The sequence below is a fragment of the Bacillus sp. V26 genome (assembly GCF_034296245.1).
GTDB classification, from domain to species: domain Bacteria; phylum Bacillota; class Bacilli; order Bacillales; family Bacillaceae; genus Bacillus; species Bacillus halotolerans.
Genome location: NZ_JAXKQF010000007.1, coordinates 217,027 through 239,963 on the forward strand (window position 1 = coordinate 217,027; position 22,937 = coordinate 239,963).

The window sequence follows — 22,937 nt, forward strand, 5'->3', positions numbered from 1 at the left end:
TGCGGGGACGTCCGTTTTTTCATGATAGCTTGGAACCTGCGGTCAGTTTATTGTATCTGTAATACAAAAAGGCAGCAGAGGCTGTTCCGATGACGGCAATGCCGAAGTCGAACATAAAGATATGGGCTATGCCTCCCGCTTTTGCGATGAGCCCGGTGGCAATCGGCAGCAGAATCGACGCAATACTTGAAGCTGTCGCAACAATTCCGGTGACAGTGCCTTTGCGGTTCCAGAAAAGCTCTGTCATTAATGTAACGGTAATTTGAAACACACCCGCGGTTGAAAATCCTAAGAAAAAGGCTGTGATGTCCAGTACCACTGGGACGTGAACTGTCAGCATAACGGCAAGCGTACATAATGTAATAATCGGATACAGCAGTGTAATCATCACCGGTTTTACCCATCTGTTCAGCAGAAGGGCTAATAATAAAACAGATACCAAAGCGCCTATACTATAGTAGCTCAGCAATTGTACAGAAGCTGATTCAGCTAACCCTGCAGCCTTTTGGGCGAAGCTTGGAAGCCAGATTTGAGAGACTGTGAATAAAGCCGTTGATGTAAAACCAATGATAATCAGCGCGGCGCCTTCTTTCTTCATGTCTGGTTCAGATAAGAAAGCAGGAGATCCCTGTTGCCCGGGTTTGATGGGTTGTTTCTGTTTTTTTGGCAGCGAAATCGCTGATAAGCAGAGGATGTTCAGCACATAGACAGCTGCCGGCAAATAAAATGCATATCCGTAGAATAGGCTATGGTCTGCCAAAACTGTAATCAGGAGCGGCAAAAGAGCGGCCCCGAGAGACATAAAAGCTTTTACCAAGACATTCGCCGAGCTGGGAGCAGTTGGGAAGAGCTCCGTTAAAGCCGGATATGTTCCTGCGTCCATGGCCGAATTTGCGACTCCGGCTAATAAAGCAAACACAAACGCAAGTTCATAACTCGGTGATAATGGAATACCGATTAAAAAGACAGCCATCATTCCGGCGGAAGCCACAATGAGCGGTTTTCTGCCTATTTTATCTGATAAAACGCCAGATATTCCGTATGTCAGCAGCTTGCCGAATCCGATAGCCGCAATCACATAACTGATGCCTGTCGGGTCGGTATTCCACTGCTTCGTTAAGGAGGACATGTTGGATGCGAGAATGATATTGACCATTCCGAGCAAGAAGTAGTTGATGTACATTCCGGATGCTGTTTTGACGTATTTCGTTTTCATTCTAGTACTCCTTCAAAATCTTATTCGGCCATTTGCTGGATTCGCCGGCCTCAGGAAGCCCGGCGCCTTGCTGCCGCGTCTTTCCGGCTCCCTAATAAACGAAAGCAAAAAGAATCATCTTCATCAATAAGAAAAAAGACTTGCCGGATGCCGGCAAGCCCCTTTATTTTCGTAGTGATGCAAGTTCTTGAGCGATCGCCTGCATTTCGCTCGGGCTGAATGCTTCTTTTTTCATCACCATTTTATGAAGGTAGGTGAGGTCCTCTATTTTTTCGTCGCTGAAGTCTTCCGCTTTGATAACCCCGACATTCAGCATGTTCAGTTTTTGTGAAATCTCTTCAATCATTTGAGTTAATGTTTCTGTATTTTGGCTGGACAAATGATTCCATCCTTTCTTTCGCGTCATTTGGTATGTTTTATTCTAACAGAATTCCATCAGAAAAAAACCCTATTCTCATTTCGGCCATTTATTTCAAAAAAGTGGTGACATCAGTTGAAAAGTGATTGAACATCCTAATAAGATAGCGGTAAAGGTTTCTTTTTAGAGAAATATGGGCAAAGAATAGGGAGGTTGCACAACATGATCAGCGTGTTATTTGTTTGCTTGGGGAACATTTGCCGGTCTCCGATGGCGGAAGCGATATTTCGGGACTTGGCAGCGAAAAAAGGATTAGAGGGGGAAATCAGAACAGACTCAGCCGGCATCGGCGGCTGGCACGTCGGCAATCCTCCGCATGAAGGAACGCAGGAGATATTGCACAGAGAAGGAATCAGCTTTGAAGGCATGCTGGCGCGCCAGGTGCGCGAACAGGATTTAACCGATTTTGATTACATCATTGCGATGGATACAGAAAATATCGGAAGCCTGAGAAGCATGGCGGGTTTTAAAAAAGCCGCACCGATCAAGAGACTGCTTGACTACGTTGATGATTCAGATCTTGCGGACGTTCCCGACCCTTACTACACGGGGAACTTTGACGAGGTCTATCAATTGATCAGATCAGGCTGTGAGCATCTGCTTGCATCCATTCAAGAAGAAAAACAATTGTGAGGGAAAGGAGAGTTCATCATGAACAATGAACGCTGGTTGCTGAAAGGTGTCATTCTCGGAGCTGCGGCAGGTGCGGCGCTATCCTTGCTCCATAAGCCGACGAGACAGGCCTGCGGCATGAGATGGATGACGTGCAAGCATAAAATGTCTCTGTACAAAAACAATCCTGAACTATTGAAAAACAATGTCATTACAAAAATTGATGAAGCAAAACAGCTGGCCCAGACGCTGTCAGATGAAGTCGGCTTCGTTAATCAGCAAGTCAAAGAGCTGAAGAAAACAACGCCGAAAGTGATGGAGCTGGTACAGGAAACAAAGGAACATTTTACAAAAGATAAATGATCAAACATTCGAGGTGAGACGACATGAACTTTCTGAAAGAGCTGTTCGGCAGATACACCCTTCATGAGGGGCAAAGCAAATCTGCGGAGCTGGCGTATTTTTTTCTATTATCGCTGTTTCCGTTTTTGATTTTTATGCTGACGCTCACCGCGTATCTTCCGATTTCTACAGATGACGTGCTGGGGGTTGTAAAACAATACGCTCCCGGAAGTGCGATGTCCCTCGTTGAATCCATTACCCACCAAACATTAAATGACCGAAACGGCGGATTGCTGTCATTCGGGATCATCGCGGCGTTATGGTCTGCGTCTAATGGAATGAATGCCATCGTCAGATCGTTAAACCACGCGTATGAAGTGGAGGAAAACCGCTCTTTTATCATTGTACGTCTAACCTCAATTTTTCTGACGATCGCCATGGTGTTTACCATTTTAGTTGCCTTGCTTCTGCCGGTATTCGGCAGGCAGATCGGAATGCTTGCTGCGGACTTTGTCGGCGCTTCGGACCTGTTTTTATCCATCTGGACTGCGATCCGCTGGGGAGTCAGCCCGCTTGTGCTGCTGATTGTTTTTTCCGCTTTGTACGTCATCGCGCCTAACAAAAAGCTGTCGCTTCGCTTTGTCATGCCGGGTGCCCTGTTTGCGGCCATCGGCTGGATTGTCGTCAGCACCCTGTTTTCGTTTTACGTCAGTACATTTGCGAATTATAGCGCCACATACGGAAGCATTGGGGGGATCATCGTCCTGATGATCTGGTTTTACTTAAGCGGGATTTTAATTATTTTAGGGGGAGAAATCAACGCGCTTTTACATAAACGTAAAAAGCTTCCTGATGAAAATCCCTACAATTAGCGCACCCTATAAAGGAACTTCAGTTCAAAAATGATCCGGGGGGCAAAACGTGATGACAAAGCATACGAAAAAAGGCGGAAGCCATAACAAACAGAACTCAAAGAGCAAATCGAGTCATAAAACAAGCGGAAGTGCCAACGGACAAAACGGCTATCATTAGAACAAAAGCCTCCTGACTTTGTGTCAGGAGGCTTTTTCTTATGAAGAGGAAGAATAGGTCTCAGCCGCTGGCCAGCTTTTTGGTTTGCCTAAAGCGATAGCGAGCCAGACAGCGGCCAGAATGAGGGTAATCAAATAAAACAAGTTAGCGCTTTCGAAGGTTTGCATATACCAGCCGCCTGCAATCGGCCCGAAAATGCTGCCGAGACTGAATGAAATGCCGCAAAGCAAATTCCCCGCCGGAAGCAGGTGGGACGGAAGAAGGTCTGTCATAAAGCTGATGCCGAGTGTAAAGGTTGACCCGACTGCCATGCCCGCAATAAAGAAGCAGCAGCCGATCACGTAAGGAAAAGGGAACACGCCAGCAATGAGAAAGCAGAAGGCCCCCGTCAGCAAAATCACAAGCAGCACATTCCGTCTTCCGTATTTGTCGCTGAGAATGCCGAGCGGGAATTGAAAAATAATGCTTCCGATCGCAAATGCAGGAAGAATCAAAGCGACGGCGTCCACAGATAAACCAAGACGCAGCGCATACACAGGAAAGCTGCCGTTTAATGCAGTCTCCAGAAATCCGTACCCGAACGTAGGCATAAACGCCACCCATGCAAACAGCATAGCCTGGTAAAAGCGTCTGAAACTATTGTCAGATTTGGTTTCGTGAGGGCTGGTTTCCGGGTATGCATTTTGTAGCAAGAAAACAAAGAGCCACGCAAGCAAACTGATGCAGCCTGACACGATAAAAGGCAGTGACGGACTCAGCTTAACAAACGGGACCATAAATGGGCCCGCAGCAAAACCAAGGCCAAAGGAGAGTCCGTAAATGGAAAGATTTCTCCCGCGGTTTTCCTTTGACGACATGGAGGTCACCCACGTTTGCGTAGAAAAGTGAAGCATATGGTCGCCGATCCCGATGAAAAGACGAAGCAGGAACCACATCCAAACCGACTGAAGCCAAAGGAACCCGAACAAGCTTAAAATGACGATGCTTCCGCCAATGACGATCAGCGGTTTGAAGCCCAGTTTTCTAAGCGGGGCCTCCATAAACGGAGAAGCCAATAGCACTCCGATGTAGAGTCCAGTCGCATGCAGGCCGTTAATCGCCGCTGATTCACCATTTGTTTCAAAGATAATCGAGATGACGGGCAGCAGCATGCCTTGTGAAAACCCGGATATGGAAACGAGCAAAACCAGGATAAAAAAATGCATTCGTGACATCGTGTCTGTTCTCCTTTGTGAGATCTATGTTGATCGTACACCGATTTCCAAAAGCCGGCAACCTGAAAAAAGCCTATATCGCGCGCAAACATTTGACCTCGTGTAATCATGATGATTTTTGTGAAGAATAAAAATAAAACAAGTCATACAAAAGGAGTCAATTCACTATGAATCGTATCTTTTTTATATTAGTGGCGGCTGGTGTTCCGCTTTCTGTTATCGGCAGTTTGATGCATTGGCCTTCTGCCATTCTCTTTGCAGTCTATTGTGTAACAATTATTGCTCTGGCAAGCTATATGGGAAGAGCGACAGAATCGCTGTCCATTATTGCCGGGCCGCGGATCGGCGGTCTGTTGAACGCCACCTTCGGGAATGCGGTTGAGCTGATTATTTCGCTATTTGCATTAAAGGAAGGCCTTACAGGAATCGTGCTTGCCTCTTTAACAGGTTCAGTGCTGGGAAATCTCCTGCTGGTTGCGGGCTTATCGTTTTTTGTCGGCGGTTTAAAATACAAGCGGCAGGAGTTTAATATCCATGATGCACGCCATAATTCAGGGCTTTTGATTTTCGCCATTATTGTGGCTTTCGTAATTCCTGAGGTGTTTTCGGTTGGAATGGGGGATACAAGCAAGCTTAATTTAAGCATCGGGATCAGCATCATTTTGATTCTGTTATATGTGGCGGCTCTGTACTTTAAGCTTGTCACGCACCGCGGTGTATATCAGCCGAACAATGCTGTCCAGCCTGAGGAAGAGGAGCAGCCGGAATGGTCAGGGAAGGTTGCCACGATTGTTTTGTTTGCAGCAACAATTGTCGTGGCGTACATATCCGAAAACCTGGTGCACACATTCCACTCGGTTGCTGAACAGTTCGGCTGGAGCGAGCTGTTTATCGGGGTCATCATCGTTGCGATTGTCGGTAATGCGGCGGAACACGCGTCAGCCATCATTATGGCCTATAAAAATAAAATGGATATTGCGGTGGAGATCGCAGTCGGTTCGACGCTGCAGATTGCTATGTTTGTCGCGCCTGTTCTTGTGATCTGTTCCATCTTTTTCCCGGTAAGCATGCCGCTTGTGTTTACACTGCCGGAGCTTGTCGCGATGGTATCTTCCGTTCTCTTGATGATTGCCATTTCAAATGATGGTGATTCCAACTGGTTTGAAGGTGCCACGCTGCTAGCGGCTTATGTCATTATGGCGATCGGCTTTTTCCTTCTTTAACCTGAAAAAATGATGGATAACAACAAAGCGGGATGAAAAGACTAAAGGAAAATGCGATAGAAAGAGTGATATGATGAAAAAGCTATTTCATTCCACACTTATTGTGTTGTTATTCTTTAGTTTTTTCGGCGTTCAACCCATCCACGCGAAGAAGCAGTTTAAGGTGCCGAATTCTGTAGCAAGCATTTCGAAGGAAAACACGTATCCGAATGCTTCACAGGATCAGCCGATGCTTCAGCCGAGCAAGCTGGCTAAGGAACTGCTGAGTTCATCAGAGGTGCAGATCGAAAATCCGCACCTCATCAAAATGCTGAACGAGTCTACGGTCTCTGGCACACCGCTTGCGGTCGGCTACCGGGCCACAATATTTCTCGGGAAATGGGCGCTTGGATATGAATCGAATGAAACAGTCGCCAACTGGGAATATAAAAAAATCAATACAAACCGCGCGGATAACCGCGGCGGAAAACAAACGGCTGAAATGCATTATGACCAAGAGCAGCAATATAGAGTAACGGGCGGCCTGACAGCAAAAGTTCCAAACACGGAAGATGTCAAAAGCATGATGATGCTGAAGGCGATGAAAAAAACAAATCTTCCGCTTGCATTTGAAACGGTCATCGGAGCGGGAACAAAACGAGATCAAATTTATAAAGTCGCTCCGAAAAAACTCGGTTATTTAAACGCGTATGCTCCGGCTGTGAATGAAAAAGGGAAAGTGACTTACGGAGAAGTCTATTTAGTGCTCAAAGGCAATAAACGAAAACTTGTTGTGAAAAATGTCACGTCACAGGGAATCGGCGCGTGGATTCCGGTTCAAGACCATGTCACGTTTAGCTTCCAGCTTTCCTCGCAGCCGAGATAAATAAAAAACTGATTCCTATAATGGAATCAGTTTTTTTATTGGGTTCTTTCGATTCTTACAGCTTCCTCAAGCATTTGCACATTGTTTTGGTACAGCTGGCGAACGAGAACCCGTCTGGCGGCAAGGCTGGCACTGAAATAATCTTCATCCCGCACCATGCCCTTTACGGTAAATTCCACCCCGCGGTTGATTTTATTCAAAGCGGTGATGCCGTGTATTTGAAAAGGCTCTGTCGGATTTCCGAATTCATCCCGCTTCAGTGAATCGCGAAGCTCTTCATTCAGCATGTCGCACGCTTCCTCCAGCACACTGTATACACGATCTGGATCTTCTTTAAAGCTGATGAGAAAGGATTCGGTAATCCGCATAAAATCAATATTATAATTTTCTATTTGTCTGACCTCGCCGTTGCTGATGGTGAGAAGCTTTCCGCTCCATTCACGGATTTGCAGCGAGCGCAGGCCGATTTCTTCGACGGTGCCGTTAAATAAATTGTTTACCGTCACATAATCGCCTTTATGAAGCTGGCGTTCATAAATTAAAAACACACCCGCCAGCACATCCTTAATCAGTGATTGGGCGCCAAAACCGATGACGATACCGGCTACGCCCGCCCCGGCTAAAATCTTGCCGAAATCATGCACAAATAAAGAAATAACATAAAAGATAAAACCGATCGTCGCCGTATATTGGGTGATAGAACGGACAAGGCTTTCAATGGTTTTCTCTTTTCTTTCTTCAATAAAGTCCGTCCGTTTAAAAAATAACTGCACCAATCGGTTAATGATAAAAACACCGATCCACAAAATGACGGCGACGAGGAGAATATCAACGATTTTATTCTGAAAAATCTCCGTAAGTGTTTCTTCCATCCGCATCTAACTCCTGGCTTGACGTTTTGAAAAATCTGTATCCTGGTAGTAGCTGTTTTTGACGAGAACGTTTGGTCCGAGGCACCGGACATTCGGGCAGTGGCAGTTCAGTTCTTTGGCCAGCTTTGTTTCTCTCCACTTTTGATAGGCGGAAGGCAGGCTGTCCGTCTGTATATTGCCGAGCGGCGGTGTATCGCCAAAGTCGGTCACGATAATATTTCCATCAAAAATATTGACATTCAGGCGCGACCGGCCGTCAGGGTCATTTCTCACTGTCACGTTTTTCGCCGTGCGAAGCCGGCGAAGCAGCTCTTGATCCTCTTCATCAGGACTGCATGCGTAAAACGGCAGTGTGCCGAACAGCATCCATGTCTTTTCATCACGAATATCCAGCAAACGGTGAATCGCCTGTCTCATGTCCTTCAGGCTGAGAGATTCAAGAGCGCTCGCAAAATCACTCGGATACATCGGATGGATTTCATGACGCTGACATTTCATATCTTCTGTGATTTGGCGGTGAATATGCTCAATGTGCGGAAGTGTGCGTTTGTTCAGCATCGTTTCCGCTGATACCATCACTCCGGCATCCACTAGCTTGCGGCTGTTTTCGATCATTTTATCAAAATAGCGCGCGCGCTGTTCGAAGGTCGGTTTTCTGTCCATCATAGCAAAACCGATTTCCGCAAACTCTTCAACCGTTCCCCAGTTATGAGAAATATGTAACACATCAAGATACGGAATAATCCATTCGTATCGCTCGATATCGAGAGTCAGGTTTGAATTGATTTGGGTCCGCACCCCGCGCTCGTGGGCGTATTTCAATAACGGCACGACATATTCCTTTACAGATTTTAATGAAAGCATCGGCTCTCCGCCTGTAATACTGATGGATCTGAGGCGGGGAATTTCCTCCAGCCGTTTTAACAGAAGATCTATTGGCAGAGCATTCGGGTCTTTGGGCTGCAATGTATAGCCTACAGCGCAATGCTCGCATCTCATATTGCACAGTGTCGTCGTTGTAAATTCAACGTTCGTCAGCTGCATATCTCCATACTGGTCGACATCCATATAGGCTTCCCAAGGATCGAACTCAGGTGTAATCGGACGCAGCTTCGTGTTTTGTGTCATGACTATCTAACTCCTTTATAAATGGGGCATACTAACGCTGCCAACAGTTAATTTTAGACCTGATTTGCCAAGATCGCAAGTAGCGGAGCGATTGAAAAACGGCAAAAAATGAGCTACCATAATAAAAAATGAATGGAGGCGCAGAATGGGGAATGCAGTAAACAATAAAGATCAGCAGCTTGATTATTTAAAGAACAGACTAGACATGTTTATGAACGTCATCGATTCATTAGACCCTGAAGCAACAGACGTTGAAGATATAGACAGGCTCATCGGCATGCTGGATGACCTGGAAGCCAAATATGAACGCTTTAAAAAAGACTGGGAATAAAACCGCGCATGCCGCGGTTTTTTATATTGGCATAAAGCGTCAGTATAAAACAGAGCGCCTTTCTGTAAAATAAGAAAAAATGCAGAAGGAGCGCTGGCCATGAAGTGGATGTGTGCAATATGCTGCGCCGCCGTCCTGCTTGCAGCAGGAGCAAAACAGGCAGATGCGGTACCGAATGAGCCGATTAATTGGGGCTTTAAGCGAAGCGTTAATCATCAGCCGCCAGATGCGGGAAAACAGCTGAACAGCCTGATCAAAAAATATGACGCGTTTTATTTAGGCAATACAAAAGAAAAAACAATTTATTTAACATTTGATAACGGTTACGAAAATGGCTATACGCCAAAGGTGCTTGATGTCTTAAAAAAACATCACGTGACAGGAACGTTTTTTGTCACCGGGCATTTCGTGAAGGATCAGCCCGAGCTGATCAAACGGATGTCGGATGAAGGGCATATCATCGGCAACCACTCCTTTCACCATCCGGATCTGACGACAAAAACAGCTGACCAAATTCAGGATGAGCTTGATTCAGTCAACGAAGAGGTTTATAAGATCACGGGAAAGCAGGACAACCTGTACTTACGGCCGCCGCGCGGTGTGTTCAGTGAATATGTGCTGAAAGAAACAAAACGCATGGGCTATCAAACCGTTTTCTGGTCCGTCGCTTTTGTAGACTGGAAAATCAATCATCAAAAAGGGAAAAAATACGCCTACGACCACATGATCAAACAGGCGCATCCGGGTGCGATTTACCTGCTTCACACTGTCTCCAAGGACAATGCCGAGGCGCTGGACGATGCGATTACCGACCTGAAAAAACAAGGCTATACCTTTAAAAGCATTGATGACTTGATGTTTGAGAAAGAAATGAAGCTGCCGTCTTTGTAAACAAAAAAGCCTCTCCGCAATGGAGAGGCTTTTTCTATTTTTCTATGCATTTTATTAAAGCGGCCCAATCTAGGTTTCCAAGCCCTTTTTCAATACCGCTTTCAAAATGGCTTTTCGCCAGCTCGGCAAGAGGGAGGTTTGCAGAAACCTGCTCCGCGGCGGCGAGCGCCAGATTGGTGTCCTTCAACCCCAATGACATTTTAAAGCCCGCCGGCTCAAATGTTTGCTCGGCCATGATCGTTCCGTAATTTTGATATACAGGGGAGCCGAAAAGCGCGTTGGCGATCTCTAAAAATTGTTTTTGCTCTAATCCGTATTTCTCCATCATCAGGAATGATTCAGATAACGCCTCCAGCATGGATACGAGCAGGAAATTGATGCTGATTTTCGCTGCGTTTGCTGTTTTGCTTTCTTCGCCGACGTCAAACACTTGCTGACTCAAGCTTTCGAGCAGAGGTTTTGCTGTTTTTTTCGCTTCCGCGGGTCCTGCCGCTATAATGCGAAGCGCGGCTTTTGCGGCGGCATCCGGTCTACCCAGCACAGGAGCCGCAAGGAAGGATTGTCCTTTTTCGGCATGGGCGGCCGCGAGTTTTTCTGAGAACTCCACACTGATCGTGCTCATCGAAATGTGAATGCCATTCTCTGATAATCCTTCAATCAATCCGTCTTTGCCGAATGTCACGGCGCTGACAGAATTGTCATCAGAAAGCATTGTCACAACGATATCAGCGGTCTCGGCCGCCTGGCGCGGCGTTTCTGCCACTTGGGCGCCCTGGGATGCGAATTCTTCCGTCTTTTCTTTCGTCCGATTGTATACTGTCAAACGATAGCCTGCTTGAAGCACGTTCCGGGCAATGGGCTGTCCCATATTGCCGAGTCCGATTACAGCGATTTTCAATCTGATCACTCCCTGAACATTTTTTTCATTATATACAAAATGAACAGGATATGCTGGAAATCGGCTTACCAAAATAAAAAGAACAGCTTCACGCTGTCCTCATTTAAAGATGTTGAACCATCCTTTATGTACAAACCATATCAGCATGCCGGCCACAAGAGCGGCCATCAGGCCAAGCACGGCGAAATATCCGTATTTCCAGTGAAGCTCCGGCATGTTGTCGAAGTTCATGCCGTAAACGCCGGCGATAAACGTGAGCGGGATAAAAATCGTAGACACGATGGTCAATGTCATCATAATCGCATTCATCCTGTTCGAATTCAGTGTCACGTAGCTGTCACGCAAATCGGACGTCATGTCGCGGTTAGATTCCACAATTTCTGTAAGCTTTAATAAATGATCGTAAATATCGCTGAAGTATGCCTTTGTTTCCCGCTGCTCTTTCACATGGTCAAGGCTTAAAATCCGATACAGCAAATCACGCATCGGAATAATGGTCCGCCTGAGATGCAATAGGTCTGTTCTGAGGTCAAACACCTCGCTCATCAGCGTCCCGTACGTTTTGTGGCTGCGGCTGTCTTCAATCTCATTTAGCCGGTCTTCTATTTTGTACACCAGAGGAAAATATTCATCAACAAGCTGATCCATGATCATGTAAGAAATATGCCCCGGCCCTTTTTTTAACATGTCCGGTGAAGTATATAATCGCTCCCGGACTTTGGCGATACCGGGCGTTTCGTGTAAATGAAAGGTGACGACAAATTTTTCGCCTTGAAAGATATCGACTTCCTCGGTCTCAAGTGTTTCCTGATTCAGCGCATGAAGCACGTAAAAGCGATAGCCGTCGTAATGGTCAAGCTTCGGGCGCTGCATATGCTGAAAGCAATCTTCAATCGCAAGCGGATGAAAATGAAAAAAATCTCTCAATAACGCGGTTTCCGTTTCCTCCGGGCCGTAAAAATCAACCCAGTACCACGCAATATCCGGCTGTTCAACCCGTTCGATCGGTATATTTTTCAAAAGCTGATGCTGTGTTGTGATAGCGGTAATGTTGATCATAAACAACCCTCCACCTGCCATTATATCATGCGGCCTTTTTCAGAAAAGTATACAGTGTTTTCTACAGATTTCCAGCGGCGTGGTATACTGAACAAAATACGGAAAAAGGGCTGATCATATGTGGAAAGAAAAAGTATCGGTCACACCGCCGTACCATTTTGACCGTGTGCTCGACAGGCTGGCGCTAGACCCTCTGAATGCAGTTGATTTGAAAGCGCGGGAAATAAGAGTGCCGATCAGAAATAAGGCCGGTGACGTATGTATTGTGAAGGTGCAGGCGTTAGGCCATGCGGACGAGCCCGAGTTTCTCGTCAGCGGGGAAACAGAGCAGGAAGACATGATGAAGGAAATCAAACGGATTTTTCAATGGGAACATGATTTGCAGCATGTCCTTGACCATTTCTCAAAAACGAATCTTTCCGCGATTTTTGAAGATCATGCAGGCACGCCGCTCGTATTGGACTACAGCGTGTACAACTGTATCATGAAATGCATTGTGCACCAGCAGCTGAATCTATCTTTTGCGTACACCTTGACAGAACGGTTTGTCCATACGTTCGGCGAGCAGAAGGACGGCGTGTGGTGCTATCCGAAGCCGGAAACGATTGCGGCGCTGGATTATCAAGATCTCCGCGAGCTCCAGTTCAGCATGAGAAAAGCGGAATACGCCATTGATACGTCAAGGATGATCGCAGAAGGCACACTCGACTTGTCAGAGCTGCCCCAACTGACAGATGAAGACATCATGAAGAAACTGATCAAAATCAGAGGCATCGGCCCATGGACAGTACAAAACGTGCTGATGTTTGGGCTCGGAAGGCCCAATTTATTCCCGCTGGCCGATATCGGACTGCAAAACGCGATCAAACGCCACTTCAATTTGGACGACAAACCGGCAAAGGATGTTATGCTCGCGATGAGCAAGGAGTGGGAGCCTTATTTGAGCTATGCGTCGTTGTATTTGTGGAGGAGTATAGAATAATTCGTCTGACAATGAAGGAAATCGTGGAAACGTGTTATACTAGAAAGATGTGAAAAAAACATTTCACTTTCTGCCATCTGCAGAAAGCTTCATATAGAAACGGAGAGAACAACGTGAACCAACAAAACAAAAAGGCGCCCGTCGAACTGAAAGTCGGACAGACCTTTCCGCTGACGATTAAACGTCTCGGAATTAACGGGGAAGGCGTCGGCTATTTCAAGAAAAAAGTCGTGTTCGTGCCCGGCGCGCTTCCTGGTGAAGAGGTTGTCGTCCAAGCGACGAAAGTGCAGCCGAAGTTTTCGGAGGGACGGATCAAGAAGATACGCAAGGCTTCGGAGCATCGAGTGGCACCGCCTTGCCCTGTCTACGAGCAGTGCGGCGGCTGCCAGCTTCAGCATCTTGCTTACAGCCAGCAGCTTCGGGAAAAGCGCGACATCGTCATCCAGTCTCTGGAGCGCCATACGAAGTTCAAAGTCGAAAACATGGATATCAGAGAAACGGTCGGCATGGACAACCCATGGAATTACCGCAACAAAAGCCAATTCCAGATCGGACGCTCACAAAGCGGCAGCATCATCGCCGGCTTATACGGCCTTGATTCTCATGATATCGTGCCGATCAAAGACTGCATCGTTCAGCATCCGGCAACCAACAAAACAACAGGCATCGTCCGCCGCATTTTAGAGGACTTCAATGTGTCTGTTTATAATGAAAGAAAACGAAAAGGCGACGTTCGCACGATAGTGACGAGAGTCGGCTTTGAAACAGGCGAAGTGCAGGTCGTGCTTGTAACAGCAAAAGAAACGCTTCCGCATAAGGAAGAAATCGTCAAAGCGATCCAAAAGCGCCTGCCTGAGGTGAAATCCATTATTCAAAATGTAAACGGAGCGAAAACCTCTGTTATTTTCGGTGAGAAATCAAAACCCCTCGCCGGACATACCGTAATTCAAGAGGTGCTCGGCGACGTATCTTTTGAATTGAGCGCCCGCGCCTTCTTCCAGCTCAATCCGGAGCAAACCGTCAAGCTGTATGATGAAGTGAAAAAAGCGGCGCAGCTGACCGGGAAAGAAAAAGTCGTTGACGCGTATTGCGGCGTCGGCACCATCGGCATGTGGGTGGCGGACGGAGCGAAGGAAGTCCGCGGCATGGACGTCATCAAAGAATCGATTGACGATGCCAAGAAAAATGCCAAAAAACACGGCATGACAAACGCCACGTACGTAACAGGAACAGCCGAGCACTGGCTCCCGAAATGGACGAAAGAAGGCTTCCGCCCGGACGTCGTCATCGTTGATCCGCCAAGAACCGGCTGTGACAGCACGTTCCTGGATACGATCAAAAAAGTTAAACCGAAACGTTTTGTCTACGTTTCCTGCAATCCATCCACGCTTGCGAAAGATTTGCAGGCGCTGTCGAAAGACTATCGCGTGGAATATATTCAGCCTGTGGATATGTTTCCGCAGACGGCTCACGTTGAAGCAGTGGCGAAGCTTGTATTGAAATCTAACTAACATAATCAATTCCTAATCAGATCTGGATTTCGGTAAAATAAACAATTCCGATTTCCGGGTCTTTTTCATGCGCAAACCTTGACTTGACTGTCTTTTCTGAATTTTATCTTCCTTCATTTCTTGGAGATCTTTATTTTAACTGACGAAAAGAGTTGAAAAAGCGTGTTGAAAAGCGGGTGAAAAACAGCCAATTTTGAACAGAAAAAGTATGAAAATGGGGGTTCGGTAGGAAAAGTCTATTTTAACTCGAACGGTGGAATGCGGGTTGGAAGGGTCTGATTTAGAGATGTATATTATTTTTGTACATAGTAAGAGGGAAGAGATTTGCTTCGTCTGTAATATTTAAAACATAAATTTACAATGGAGATATAAGAGAAGGGAGTTCATGTCTGTCCTTTTGAGTGGAATTGATGAAAGTAGCATTACTTAACGTATTTTTAAAAAATAATAAAGAAGCTAGAACACAACTAAAAGAGTATATTCTTTGGTTAAATAACATTTATTTTCTTAGTAAATTCTAGCTTTATACAGTCATTAATTCAAATGTTATAGAAAAAATGAACTGCCTAAACGTTAACCAAGGTATACAAAGACGACTTACTTTCTAATGATAGGTTCTGAAGGGGAGGGGGTTATAAGTTTTTTATTTCCCATTTTTATTATTTGGTTGGCTAATCTTTGAATACCGGCTTAGGTGCTGTTACATGCTGGGTTTAGTGCGGATAAAGAAATCAACAAGCTTGTAGCTAAAGAATTGAATACTCAGGCTGTAATAAAATATGACACAAGCAACTTAGTAATAGTAAGTTGCTTGTGAAATCAACTTGTTTAGTTATTCTCAATATCTCATAAATACGGTTTATTTCATCTCTAGCTTCATCATCATTATCGTCTAGTAATCTTTTTTTATTTATCAAAGTATTTTTAGTGAAAGTTCGATAACTGCTTAATATCTTCTATCTCTCAATATTAAGCAATGATTCGTAAGCATTTACGATACCGCTACCAACTTCATTCTTATCTAAGTTTTCAACGTGGTCTGTGTTCTGATATAAGTTTTCTTTAACCTTACGAATTGGCATCTCCTCTCCGTATTTTTCGTAGTATTCTGTCTTTAATAGGGCTGCTGTAGCAGTTACTATTGGAGCTGCTACACTTGTCCCTAAAGTAGGTTCATATCCCTCTTGAAAGCCTAGTGACTTACTTAGCGGAGTTTGCGGGATATTTACAGGGGAAGTAGTCCATACCAAGCTATATAGATCAATCTTATTTGTATCCAGAAAACTTGGGTCAAGATCACCACCTGGAGCTGCAATTGAGATGTTTTTTCCATAATTTGAGTAAGAAGCTTTTGTATTTTGCGCTGTGGTGGCAGATACAGTAATTACATCGTTATCACCACCAGGAAGATGTAGGATATTGTCCTTTGATTTACCTAATTGTTGTGCAAGTTTTTTTGAATTTGAGATATCATATCCATGGTTTCCAGCTGCTGCAACAATTAAAGTATTGTGTTTTCTAGCGAATTTAAAAGCTTTTTCAAAAAGTTTTATAGTCTCTCTATCTTCTTTATCTTTTTTTGATAAGAAAGTAGATAAACTTAAATTAATTACGTCCATATCATCTTCCGTAGCTTTAACAATTGCGCTTATAACCCAACTTGTTTTAGATTTACCGTTTTTATCAAATACTTTATACGGCACTAAACCAAGATTTGGTCCAACTCCTTTTACACCCCCATTAGCAGCAATTATCCCAGCCACAGAAGTTCCATGCCCATAAAAGTCTTGTGTATTATCTTCAACTGGAACAAAAGACTCTCCAGTATCTACAATATTATTTTTGAGGTCTGGATGATTGAAATCTATGCCTGAATCGATTACTCCTACTTTTGTATTATGAGATCCTTTATTTATATGATAACTTCGATAATCATTTGTAACTTGCTTGATATTCCATAACCAACTGTCATAAAGAGTGTCATTATCTTCCGTGAATTGTGATGAAAATGCCACTTTAGCAGGAATCTGTTTACTTTTATCAGGAAGAGAAATCTCTTTATCCTCAATAATTTCTTTTGCGTCTAATTTTTCTTTAGCAATATCTTTGATTGCTGAAAATTGGCTTGGTTTTATATTATCTATTACCAATAAATCTAGTTCTTTAATATAATTTGTTTCTATATTTGAATACTTTTCCTGAACCTTGTTTATTGTCGATTCACTTACTTTTGAGTCGAGGTTAATTATGATAGATTCATCATAATTTGATTCTTCAGCATGAGAGCTTATAGGCTGTAAACTGGATACAATTACAAATATGAAAACCATCGAAAATCTTCTTAAATTCTTCATTTTTTATACTCCTTTCCCTTAATACAGTTCATTAAATAATAAGATTGTATATAATTTACCCCCTTTCCAAAAATAAGTATATTAAATTCAAGTTTATAAAATATAAGTAAATCAGTCAATACATATTTTTCTAATTATCAGTAATTATCCCGAGAAATTCACCTTTAGTTTGATTAAATTAAACTTCTTTTTATTCTTTTATACTACACCTTTGGTTTTGTGGGTCAAAATTACTATGGGTAAATATACATGAGTAGAATAATGCAAAACCAAAGACCTGTTTTTTCATAATTTGTAAAATTATATATTGACTTGCAGTTATTATGTGTGAAATATTGTTTATAGGAATATTAGGAAAGGTATCATGAGTCATTCGATTTAAAAAGTCGAAACATTGGAATAAATGGAAGAGGTGAAAATGATGACCAACCCCAATTTTAACTCGAAAGAGTTTTTCTTCTTACTGAGAAAAACCAGACCGAATATAAGATTATTTATATTGGCAATATTATTAAGTGGATTAAGCGCAATAGCTTCTACTTTAGTGCCTCATTATTTAAAAAGTCTAATAGACTATTATAATATTCTTGAAAAGATCAATTTATGGGATCTTTTAGGTCTTCTGGCAATATTTTTAATCAGCGGAGTAATCGGGGCAGTTGGTAGTTATATGTTAAGTGTAGTAGGATATAACGTTGTTGCAAATCTCAGAAATTTATTATGGGAAAAGATAGTAATACTACCTATAGAATTTTACGATAAGAATCGTTCTGCAGATATAGCAAGTAGATTTGTTAATGATACTACGGTGATTTACAACTTAGTAAGTAACTCTTTTTCGCAATTTATTAATGCTATATTAATAGTGCTTTTTTGTGGATTTTGGTTGTTTTACTATGATTGGCAATTGACATTGGTGATTATCGTAGCAATTCCAGTTTATTTGTTGATTTTTATACCTTTAGGAAGAATTTTATCAAAATTATCTAAAATGACACAAAGCTTAACAGGAGAATTAAATGTAAGAGCTGTTGAAACAATATCCTCAATAAGACTAATTAAATCTTCAACTGCAGAAAAATTACAAGTAGAAAGAGGAAAAGAAGATATTGAAGCTTTAAGAAATATAGGCCTAAAGCAAACAAAATGGATGGTTATTTTAAACCCTATCATTAATTTAATGATGATGCTTATCATTATTAGCATAATTGGATTCGGAGGGGTTAAATTAGCCAATGGAAGTTTATCGCCAGGAACCTTTATTGCATTTCTGACACTTATGTTCTATATCATAGGTCCACTTAATAACTTTGGGTTATTCTTTACTCAAATACAAAAGACGATAGGTGCAACAGAAAGAATTTCTCAATTGATATATGAGCAAGGAGAAGATCAGCATAAAGGGAAAGAATTAGCGGAAACCTATAAAGATTTAGTGATTGAAAATTTATCATTTTGCTATGGTAAAGAGGATAAGGCATTTTCCTTGAATAATATTAATTTAATAATAAAAGGGGGAAGTGTAAATGCCTTAGTAGGTCCTAGTGGTAGTGGTAAAACCACAATCATCTCTATTCTGGAAAGATATTATAATCCTAATAGCGGAAATATTTATTTTGGTGAAGAGAATATTGAGTTATTTTCATTAAAATCATGGCGTAGCCAAATAGGATATGTAGCACAGAATCACGATTTAATAAGTGGTACTATTAGAGACAATCTCATCTTTGGTTTAGAAAATCCCCCAGATGAAAAAAAAATAGTAGAAGCATGTAAGAAGGCATATGCATGGCAATTTATAAGTGAATTGCCTAACGAGTTAGAAACTAATATTGGAGAAAAAGGTCTAAACTTATCAGGAGGACAACGACAAAGAATTGCTATTGCGAGAATGTTTCTGAAGGATCCAAATATAATCTTTTTGGATGAAGCAACTGCAAGTCTTGACAGTCATTCTGAACAAATTGTGAACGAAGCAATGAAGAAGCTCATGAAGGATAGAACCGCTATTATAATAGCACATAGGTTATCCACCATTATAAACGCTGACAATATCATTTTTATGGAAAATGGTGAGGTGACAGGTCAAGGGAATCATTGGGAGTTAAAGCGTAGTCATAAATTGTATCGTCAATTCTGTGAGCAGCAGTTTAAAGAAGATAGTACAGATCCATTAGTATTAACCAATTAAAAAGAGCGCTTAAGAGAGGCGAGAACAAAATGGACAAAAAATTAGTTTATTTCCAACACATGAGTGAAGATTCAAAGTACTATATAGAGAAAAGCCCAAATGCAGAGACTGATCCATACGAAGTACATAATATGCCAAATTACTATACTGTTAGTACAGAATATAAATCACCGTGGAAGTTTTATAATAATCCCAATCATACCCTCAAAGAACAAGGCTGGAAAATACACATAAGTGCGACAATGAATAATGCTCAGGATATATTAGAAGTTGTGAGTCAAATTATATTTAAACATCAGATACCATTTAAGCATATTAAAGATAAACAATCTCTTTTTAATATGAATTCAAAGCATGGTAATCGAACTTCATCTGGAAAATTTATTGCTATCTATCCTTCTTCTGATAACATGTTCTTCGGGTTATTAAATGAACTTTATGAAGAATTAAAACACTACGAGAATGGACCATACATACTAAATGACAAATCATGGAAGGGTAGCAATATATATTACCGATACGGTGCATTTAAGAATATTTACAATGAAAGAGGAGAACTTTGCATTAAAGATGAAAATGGAAATTTAATCCCAGACAATAGGCAGCCATATTATAAAATACCTGAATTCGTAAGTGATTTTGATCAATATTTAGATACCAAGAATAACTTATTAGATACTCAAGATGTAAGTAATTTTAATGATTATGAGTTCCAAGGAGTCCTTAGGTTTAACAATGGTGGCGGTATATATACAGGAATAAGAAAATCAGATGGAAAAAAAGTGGTGATCAAAGAAGGGAGACCTAAAGTAGGATTAGATGGTCAATTAAATGATGCGATTGATAGATTGAATATAGAATACGAAGCATTAAATACACTTACAGAAGTTGAAGGTGTTGTTAATGTGCTCGATTACTTTAAAGCATGGAAACATGTATTTTTAGTTGAAGAATTTGTAAAAGGTGTAACCCTTCAATCATGGTGTGCAATCAATTATCCTTTCAACATTGAGAATGATAAAAATGAATACATTAGTAAGGTGAAAAAAATAATTAATAGCTTGATAGAAACAATTAAACTAGTACATAGTAAAGATGTTGGTATGGGAGATTTGCAACCCCAAAATATAATGATTACCCCCGAATCAAATGTTAAGATTATTGATTTTGAGGCTGCTAGTGCTCTCTCTGAAGAAAATGGAGCGTTGCAAACAATTGGCTATACAAATAAGAAAAATAAGAATCATAAGGAGCGAGATTGGTATGCACTAAAGAAAGTTTTAAGATTTTGTATTCTGCCAATAGGTCCAGTTACTGATATAGAAGAAAGCATTAAAAAGAAACATGATATGTGGATAGAGAATGAATTTGGCAAAGATGTTTATCAATATGTTGTAAATACAGAAAATCTATGTGACAGATACTTATCTGACACCAAAGAAAAGATATTCAAGAATAATTATGACAGTGAAATCAAAAAAGAATTGGACATGTCAAAAGTTATAAATGGATTGAGAAACAGCATAGAGAGTAATATGTTGCCCAACAGCTCGCTAATTCATGGCGATGTGCGGCAATTTGTAATGCCATCTGGAAAGTTAAATGTACTAACTGGAGGAACTGGAGCTGCATTGGCATTGTACAGATCTGGAAACGTCAACAAGCAAGTTCGGGATTGGATTGAAAATGTTTTACTAAAAAAATTGCATGTACTTAATGATGATATTGGGTTATTTACAGGACGAGTTGGTATCGCAGCAACATTGTATGAATTGGGGTACATAGAGGAAGCTATGAACTTATTCAATAATCTGTCATATGAAGATATGAAAGATATTTCATTAAGGTCAGGATTGTCGGGAATAGGTCTTTCATTAATTAGCTTATACTTGGAGGAAGATAATGATGACTTTTTGGTTACTTCTGAAAAAATTGCTGATCAGATAGAAAATAGGATTAATGAAGATGATAAATTATCAGCAACTGATTTTGCAGCAGTCCCTATAGGTTTGATTGATGGTTGGTCAGGAATATCTTTATTCTATGCGGCATTATATTCAGTTACTAAGAAAGAAAAATATTATGTAAAGTCAAAAGAATATATTGAGTGGGATTTAAAACATTGTAAGGTAGATGAAGAGACGAATACTTTGCAAACGTATGATGATCAAAACCCTCGATTACTACCCTATTTATCAGGAGGATCAATCGGAATAGGAGTTGCTATTTGGTATTTAAATTATGTAGGAAATAATAATTTATTTAGAGAAGAATTAGAGCAAATAATCAATTTAAATAAAGTAAGAATTGCATATAGCGGTGGATTGTTTGATGGGGTCGGTAGTTTCTTGTTAATCCCGTCAATGACTAAGGAAAATAATGAAATCAGTCAGCAGATTGAGCTGGCATTGAAAAAACTAGAATTGTTTCTTATCCGCAAAGATGATCAAGTATTATTCCCTGGAAACTTCAGTTTTCGTTTAGCAGATGATTACTACTCTGGAAGTGCTGGCATAATATTGGGCATAAACTCTATCCAGTTCTCAAATCCGTTATATTGGTTGCCAATAATAAAAATTGATAGTTTCTTAAATAAGACTAAAAAAGAATTGTTGTTAAACAATTAAACTCTAACACTTATAGTTGATGATAATCATTGAAGATTGGAATTATAGCAGTTAATATACAGAACTTACGAAGGAGGTGAGAAAAGAAAATGAAAGAGGTGTTAGAACTTCAACAATTTAATGAAAAATCTGAAGTAGAGCCTGCGGCATGGACTGTTACTCTAACAACTATTTCTGTAACATTATCTACCATTAGCAATCATTGCTAATTGAAGCATAATCAAAGAAAGAGTACTTGAAAGGAGGTGAAACCAAATGAAAGATGTATTGGAACTTCAACAACTCAGTGAAGGATCTGACGTAGAAGCTTCAAAAGGCAAAGGTGGCTTGCTTACGCTAATCACAACGATAGTTGGCACATCTACTATTAGCAATAACTGTTAAGGGTAATTAAGAGGGGTGGATGAACAAATGAATGAAGTACTAGAGTTACAACAATTGAGTAAAGGTTCTGAAGTAGAAACAGCTGGGTGGACACTTCTGACAACACTCATCGGTACATCTACTATTAGCAATAGTTGTAATAAATGATAAAAAGGAGATGAAACCAAATGAAAGATGTATTGGAACTTCAACAACTCAATGAAGGATCTGACGTAGAAGCTTCAAAAGGCAAAGGTGGCTTGCTTACACTAATCACAACGGTAGTTGGCACATCTACTATTAGCAATAACTGTGGATAAAAGGCCACACATAACAAAAAAGATTTTCTTACGTACATCAAGTGCTGAAGTAGGAACAATGGGTGCTCACTTCTAATAACACTCATCGTACATTTACTATTAGCAAAGTTGTAATAAATGATAAAAAGGAGGTCAAACCAAATGAAAGATGTATTGGAACTTCAACAACTCAATGAAGGATCTGACGTAGAAGCTTCAAAAGGCAAAGGTGGCTTGCTTACACTAATCACAACGATAGTAGGCACATCTACTATTAGCAACAACTGTGGATAAAAGGCCACACATAACAAAAAAGATTTTCTACGTACATCAAGTGCTGAAGTAGGAACAATGGGTAGGCACTTCTAACAACACTCATTGTCATTTACTATTAGCAAAGTTGTAATAAATGATAAAAAGGAGGTCAAACCAAATGAAAGATGTATTGGAACTTCAACAACTCAATGAAGGATCTGACGTAGAAGCTTCAAAAGGCAAAGGTGGCTTGC

The 22,937-nt window shown here is 41.5% G+C and carries 25 protein-coding genes; 17 read left to right on the forward strand and 8 right to left on the reverse strand.

Annotation, left to right across the window (positions count from 1 at the left end; genetic code table 11):
- Positions 1-19: 19 nt before the first annotated feature.
- Positions 20-1,216, reverse strand: coding sequence for an MFS transporter (locus UJ203_RS18505; protein ID WP_322013092.1), 1,197 nt, complete (start codon positions 1,214-1,216; stop codon positions 20-22).
- A 163-nt stretch (positions 1,217-1,379) separates the two neighbouring features.
- Positions 1,380-1,595 carry a DUF1128 domain-containing protein gene (locus UJ203_RS18510; protein ID WP_010333391.1) on the reverse strand — a complete coding sequence of 72 codons (216 nt, stop codon included), beginning with the start codon at positions 1,593-1,595 and terminating at the stop codon, positions 1,380-1,382.
- A 201-nt stretch (positions 1,596-1,796) separates the two neighbouring features.
- On the opposite strand from UJ203_RS18510, the gene UJ203_RS18515 reads away from it, so the two are divergent.
- The 3 genes from UJ203_RS18515 to UJ203_RS18525 are packed head-to-tail and all read left to right on the forward strand — an operon-like array spanning position 1,797 to position 3,460.
- The gene (locus tag UJ203_RS18515) at positions 1,797-2,267 is read left to right on the forward strand and encodes a low molecular weight protein-tyrosine-phosphatase (protein WP_322013096.1); all 471 of its coding nucleotides are present in this window, start codon (positions 1,797-1,799) and stop codon (positions 2,265-2,267) included.
- An 18-nt stretch (positions 2,268-2,285) separates the two neighbouring features.
- The gene (locus UJ203_RS18520; protein ID WP_024120585.1) at positions 2,286-2,609 is read left to right on the forward strand and encodes a hypothetical protein; all 324 of its coding nucleotides are present in this window, start codon (positions 2,286-2,288) and stop codon (positions 2,607-2,609) included.
- A gap of 23 nt (positions 2,610-2,632) precedes the next feature.
- Complete coding sequence (locus tag UJ203_RS18525; RefSeq protein ID WP_024120586.1) at positions 2,633-3,460, forward strand: YihY family inner membrane protein; 828 nt, start codon at positions 2,633-2,635, stop codon at positions 3,458-3,460.
- 198 nt (positions 3,461-3,658) lie between these two features.
- On the opposite strand, the gene UJ203_RS18530 is transcribed toward UJ203_RS18525, so the two are convergent.
- Complete coding sequence (locus UJ203_RS18530; protein ID WP_322013100.1) at positions 3,659-4,834, reverse strand: MFS transporter; 1,176 nt, start codon at positions 4,832-4,834, stop codon at positions 3,659-3,661.
- Between the two features lie 167 nt (positions 4,835-5,001).
- Here UJ203_RS18530 and cax point away from each other — a divergent pair, with 167 nt between their 5' ends.
- Both cax and UJ203_RS18540 read left to right on the forward strand, forming a co-directional pair.
- Positions 5,002-6,057, forward strand: coding sequence for a calcium/proton exchanger (cax, locus tag UJ203_RS18535; RefSeq protein ID WP_024120588.1), 1,056 nt, complete (start codon positions 5,002-5,004; stop codon positions 6,055-6,057).
- A 70-nt stretch (positions 6,058-6,127) separates the two neighbouring features.
- A complete protein-coding gene (locus UJ203_RS18540) occupies positions 6,128-6,922 on the forward strand; it encodes a YfkD famly protein (RefSeq protein WP_082687919.1) in 795 nt (264 codons plus the stop codon).
- 35 nt (positions 6,923-6,957) lie between these two features.
- On the opposite strand, the gene mscC is transcribed toward UJ203_RS18540, so the two are convergent.
- Together mscC and yfkAB are read right to left on the reverse strand one after the other, a co-directional pair.
- Positions 6,958-7,800 (reverse strand): mechanosensitive ion channel protein MscC, encoded by an 843-nt coding sequence (mscC, locus tag UJ203_RS18545; protein ID WP_083504394.1) that lies wholly within the window; start codon positions 7,798-7,800, stop codon positions 6,958-6,960.
- A complete protein-coding gene (yfkAB, locus tag UJ203_RS18550; protein ID WP_059291645.1) occupies positions 7,801-8,922 on the reverse strand; it encodes a radical SAM/CxCxxxxC motif protein YfkAB in 1,122 nt (373 codons plus the stop codon). It abuts the gene before it with no gap.
- A 145-nt stretch (positions 8,923-9,067) separates the two neighbouring features.
- Between yfkAB and UJ203_RS18555 the strand changes: the two genes are divergently transcribed.
- Complete coding sequence (locus UJ203_RS18555) at positions 9,068-9,253, forward strand: SE1561 family protein (RefSeq protein WP_010333401.1); 186 nt, start codon at positions 9,068-9,070, stop codon at positions 9,251-9,253.
- Positions 9,254-9,352: 99 nt separating this feature from the next.
- A complete protein-coding gene (pdaA, locus tag UJ203_RS18560; RefSeq protein WP_059291644.1) occupies positions 9,353-10,144 on the forward strand; it encodes a delta-lactam-biosynthetic de-N-acetylase in 792 nt (263 codons plus the stop codon).
- Positions 10,145-10,178: 34 nt separating this feature from the next.
- Here pdaA and UJ203_RS18565 read toward each other — a convergent pair whose 3' ends face one another.
- A complete protein-coding gene (locus tag UJ203_RS18565) occupies positions 10,179-11,042 on the reverse strand; it encodes an NAD(P)-dependent oxidoreductase (RefSeq protein ID WP_322013113.1) in 864 nt (287 codons plus the stop codon).
- 99 nt (positions 11,043-11,141) lie between these two features.
- Entirely contained in the window at positions 11,142-12,101 is a 960-nt protein-coding gene (gene corA, locus UJ203_RS18570; protein ID WP_322013115.1) for a magnesium/cobalt transporter CorA, read from the reverse strand.
- Between the two features lie 118 nt (positions 12,102-12,219).
- On the opposite strand from corA, the gene UJ203_RS18575 reads away from it, so the two are divergent.
- Both UJ203_RS18575 and rlmD read left to right on the forward strand, forming a co-directional pair.
- Positions 12,220-13,083, forward strand: a complete 864-nt coding sequence (locus UJ203_RS18575; protein WP_322013116.1) for a DNA-3-methyladenine glycosylase — start codon at positions 12,220-12,222, stop codon at positions 13,081-13,083.
- A gap of 113 nt (positions 13,084-13,196) precedes the next feature.
- On the forward strand, positions 13,197-14,594 hold the full coding sequence (rlmD, locus tag UJ203_RS18580) for a 23S rRNA (uracil(1939)-C(5))-methyltransferase RlmD (RefSeq protein ID WP_105991363.1): 1,398 nt from the start codon (positions 13,197-13,199) through the stop codon (positions 14,592-14,594).
- Between the two features lie 956 nt (positions 14,595-15,550).
- Here the strand turns inward: rlmD and UJ203_RS18585 are convergent.
- Positions 15,551-16,948: a S8 family serine peptidase gene (locus tag UJ203_RS18585; protein ID WP_322013119.1), complete on the reverse strand. Its 1,398-nt coding sequence runs from the start codon at positions 16,946-16,948 to the stop codon at positions 15,551-15,553.
- Between the two features lie 421 nt (positions 16,949-17,369).
- Here UJ203_RS18585 and UJ203_RS18590 point away from each other — a divergent pair, with 421 nt between their 5' ends.
- From UJ203_RS18590 to UJ203_RS18625, 8 genes are all read left to right on the forward strand, one after another.
- Positions 17,370-19,139: an ABC transporter ATP-binding protein gene (locus tag UJ203_RS18590; protein WP_322013121.1), complete on the forward strand. Its 1,770-nt coding sequence runs from the start codon at positions 17,370-17,372 to the stop codon at positions 19,137-19,139.
- 29 nt (positions 19,140-19,168) lie between these two features.
- Positions 19,169-21,766, forward strand: a complete 2,598-nt coding sequence (gene lanKC, locus UJ203_RS18595; protein WP_322013123.1) for a class III lanthionine synthetase LanKC — start codon at positions 19,169-19,171, stop codon at positions 21,764-21,766.
- A gap of 89 nt (positions 21,767-21,855) precedes the next feature.
- Positions 21,856-21,975, forward strand: a complete 120-nt coding sequence (locus UJ203_RS18600; RefSeq protein WP_188323619.1) for a class III lanthipeptide — start codon at positions 21,856-21,858, stop codon at positions 21,973-21,975.
- A 46-nt stretch (positions 21,976-22,021) separates the two neighbouring features.
- Complete coding sequence (locus tag UJ203_RS18605) at positions 22,022-22,150, forward strand: class III lanthipeptide (protein ID WP_188323620.1); 129 nt, start codon at positions 22,022-22,024, stop codon at positions 22,148-22,150.
- A gap of 27 nt (positions 22,151-22,177) precedes the next feature.
- Complete coding sequence (locus tag UJ203_RS18610; protein WP_187265387.1) at positions 22,178-22,297, forward strand: class III lanthipeptide; 120 nt, start codon at positions 22,178-22,180, stop codon at positions 22,295-22,297.
- Positions 22,298-22,317: 20 nt separating this feature from the next.
- Positions 22,318-22,449: a class III lanthipeptide gene (locus UJ203_RS18615; RefSeq protein ID WP_188323621.1), complete on the forward strand. Its 132-nt coding sequence runs from the start codon at positions 22,318-22,320 to the stop codon at positions 22,447-22,449.
- A 141-nt stretch (positions 22,450-22,590) separates the two neighbouring features.
- Positions 22,591-22,722, forward strand: coding sequence for a class III lanthipeptide (locus tag UJ203_RS18620; protein ID WP_188323623.1), 132 nt, complete (start codon positions 22,591-22,593; stop codon positions 22,720-22,722).
- Positions 22,723-22,861: 139 nt separating this feature from the next.
- On the forward strand, positions 22,862-22,937 hold a 76-nt coding region (locus UJ203_RS18625; protein WP_202853938.1), incomplete at its 3' end, for a class III lanthipeptide.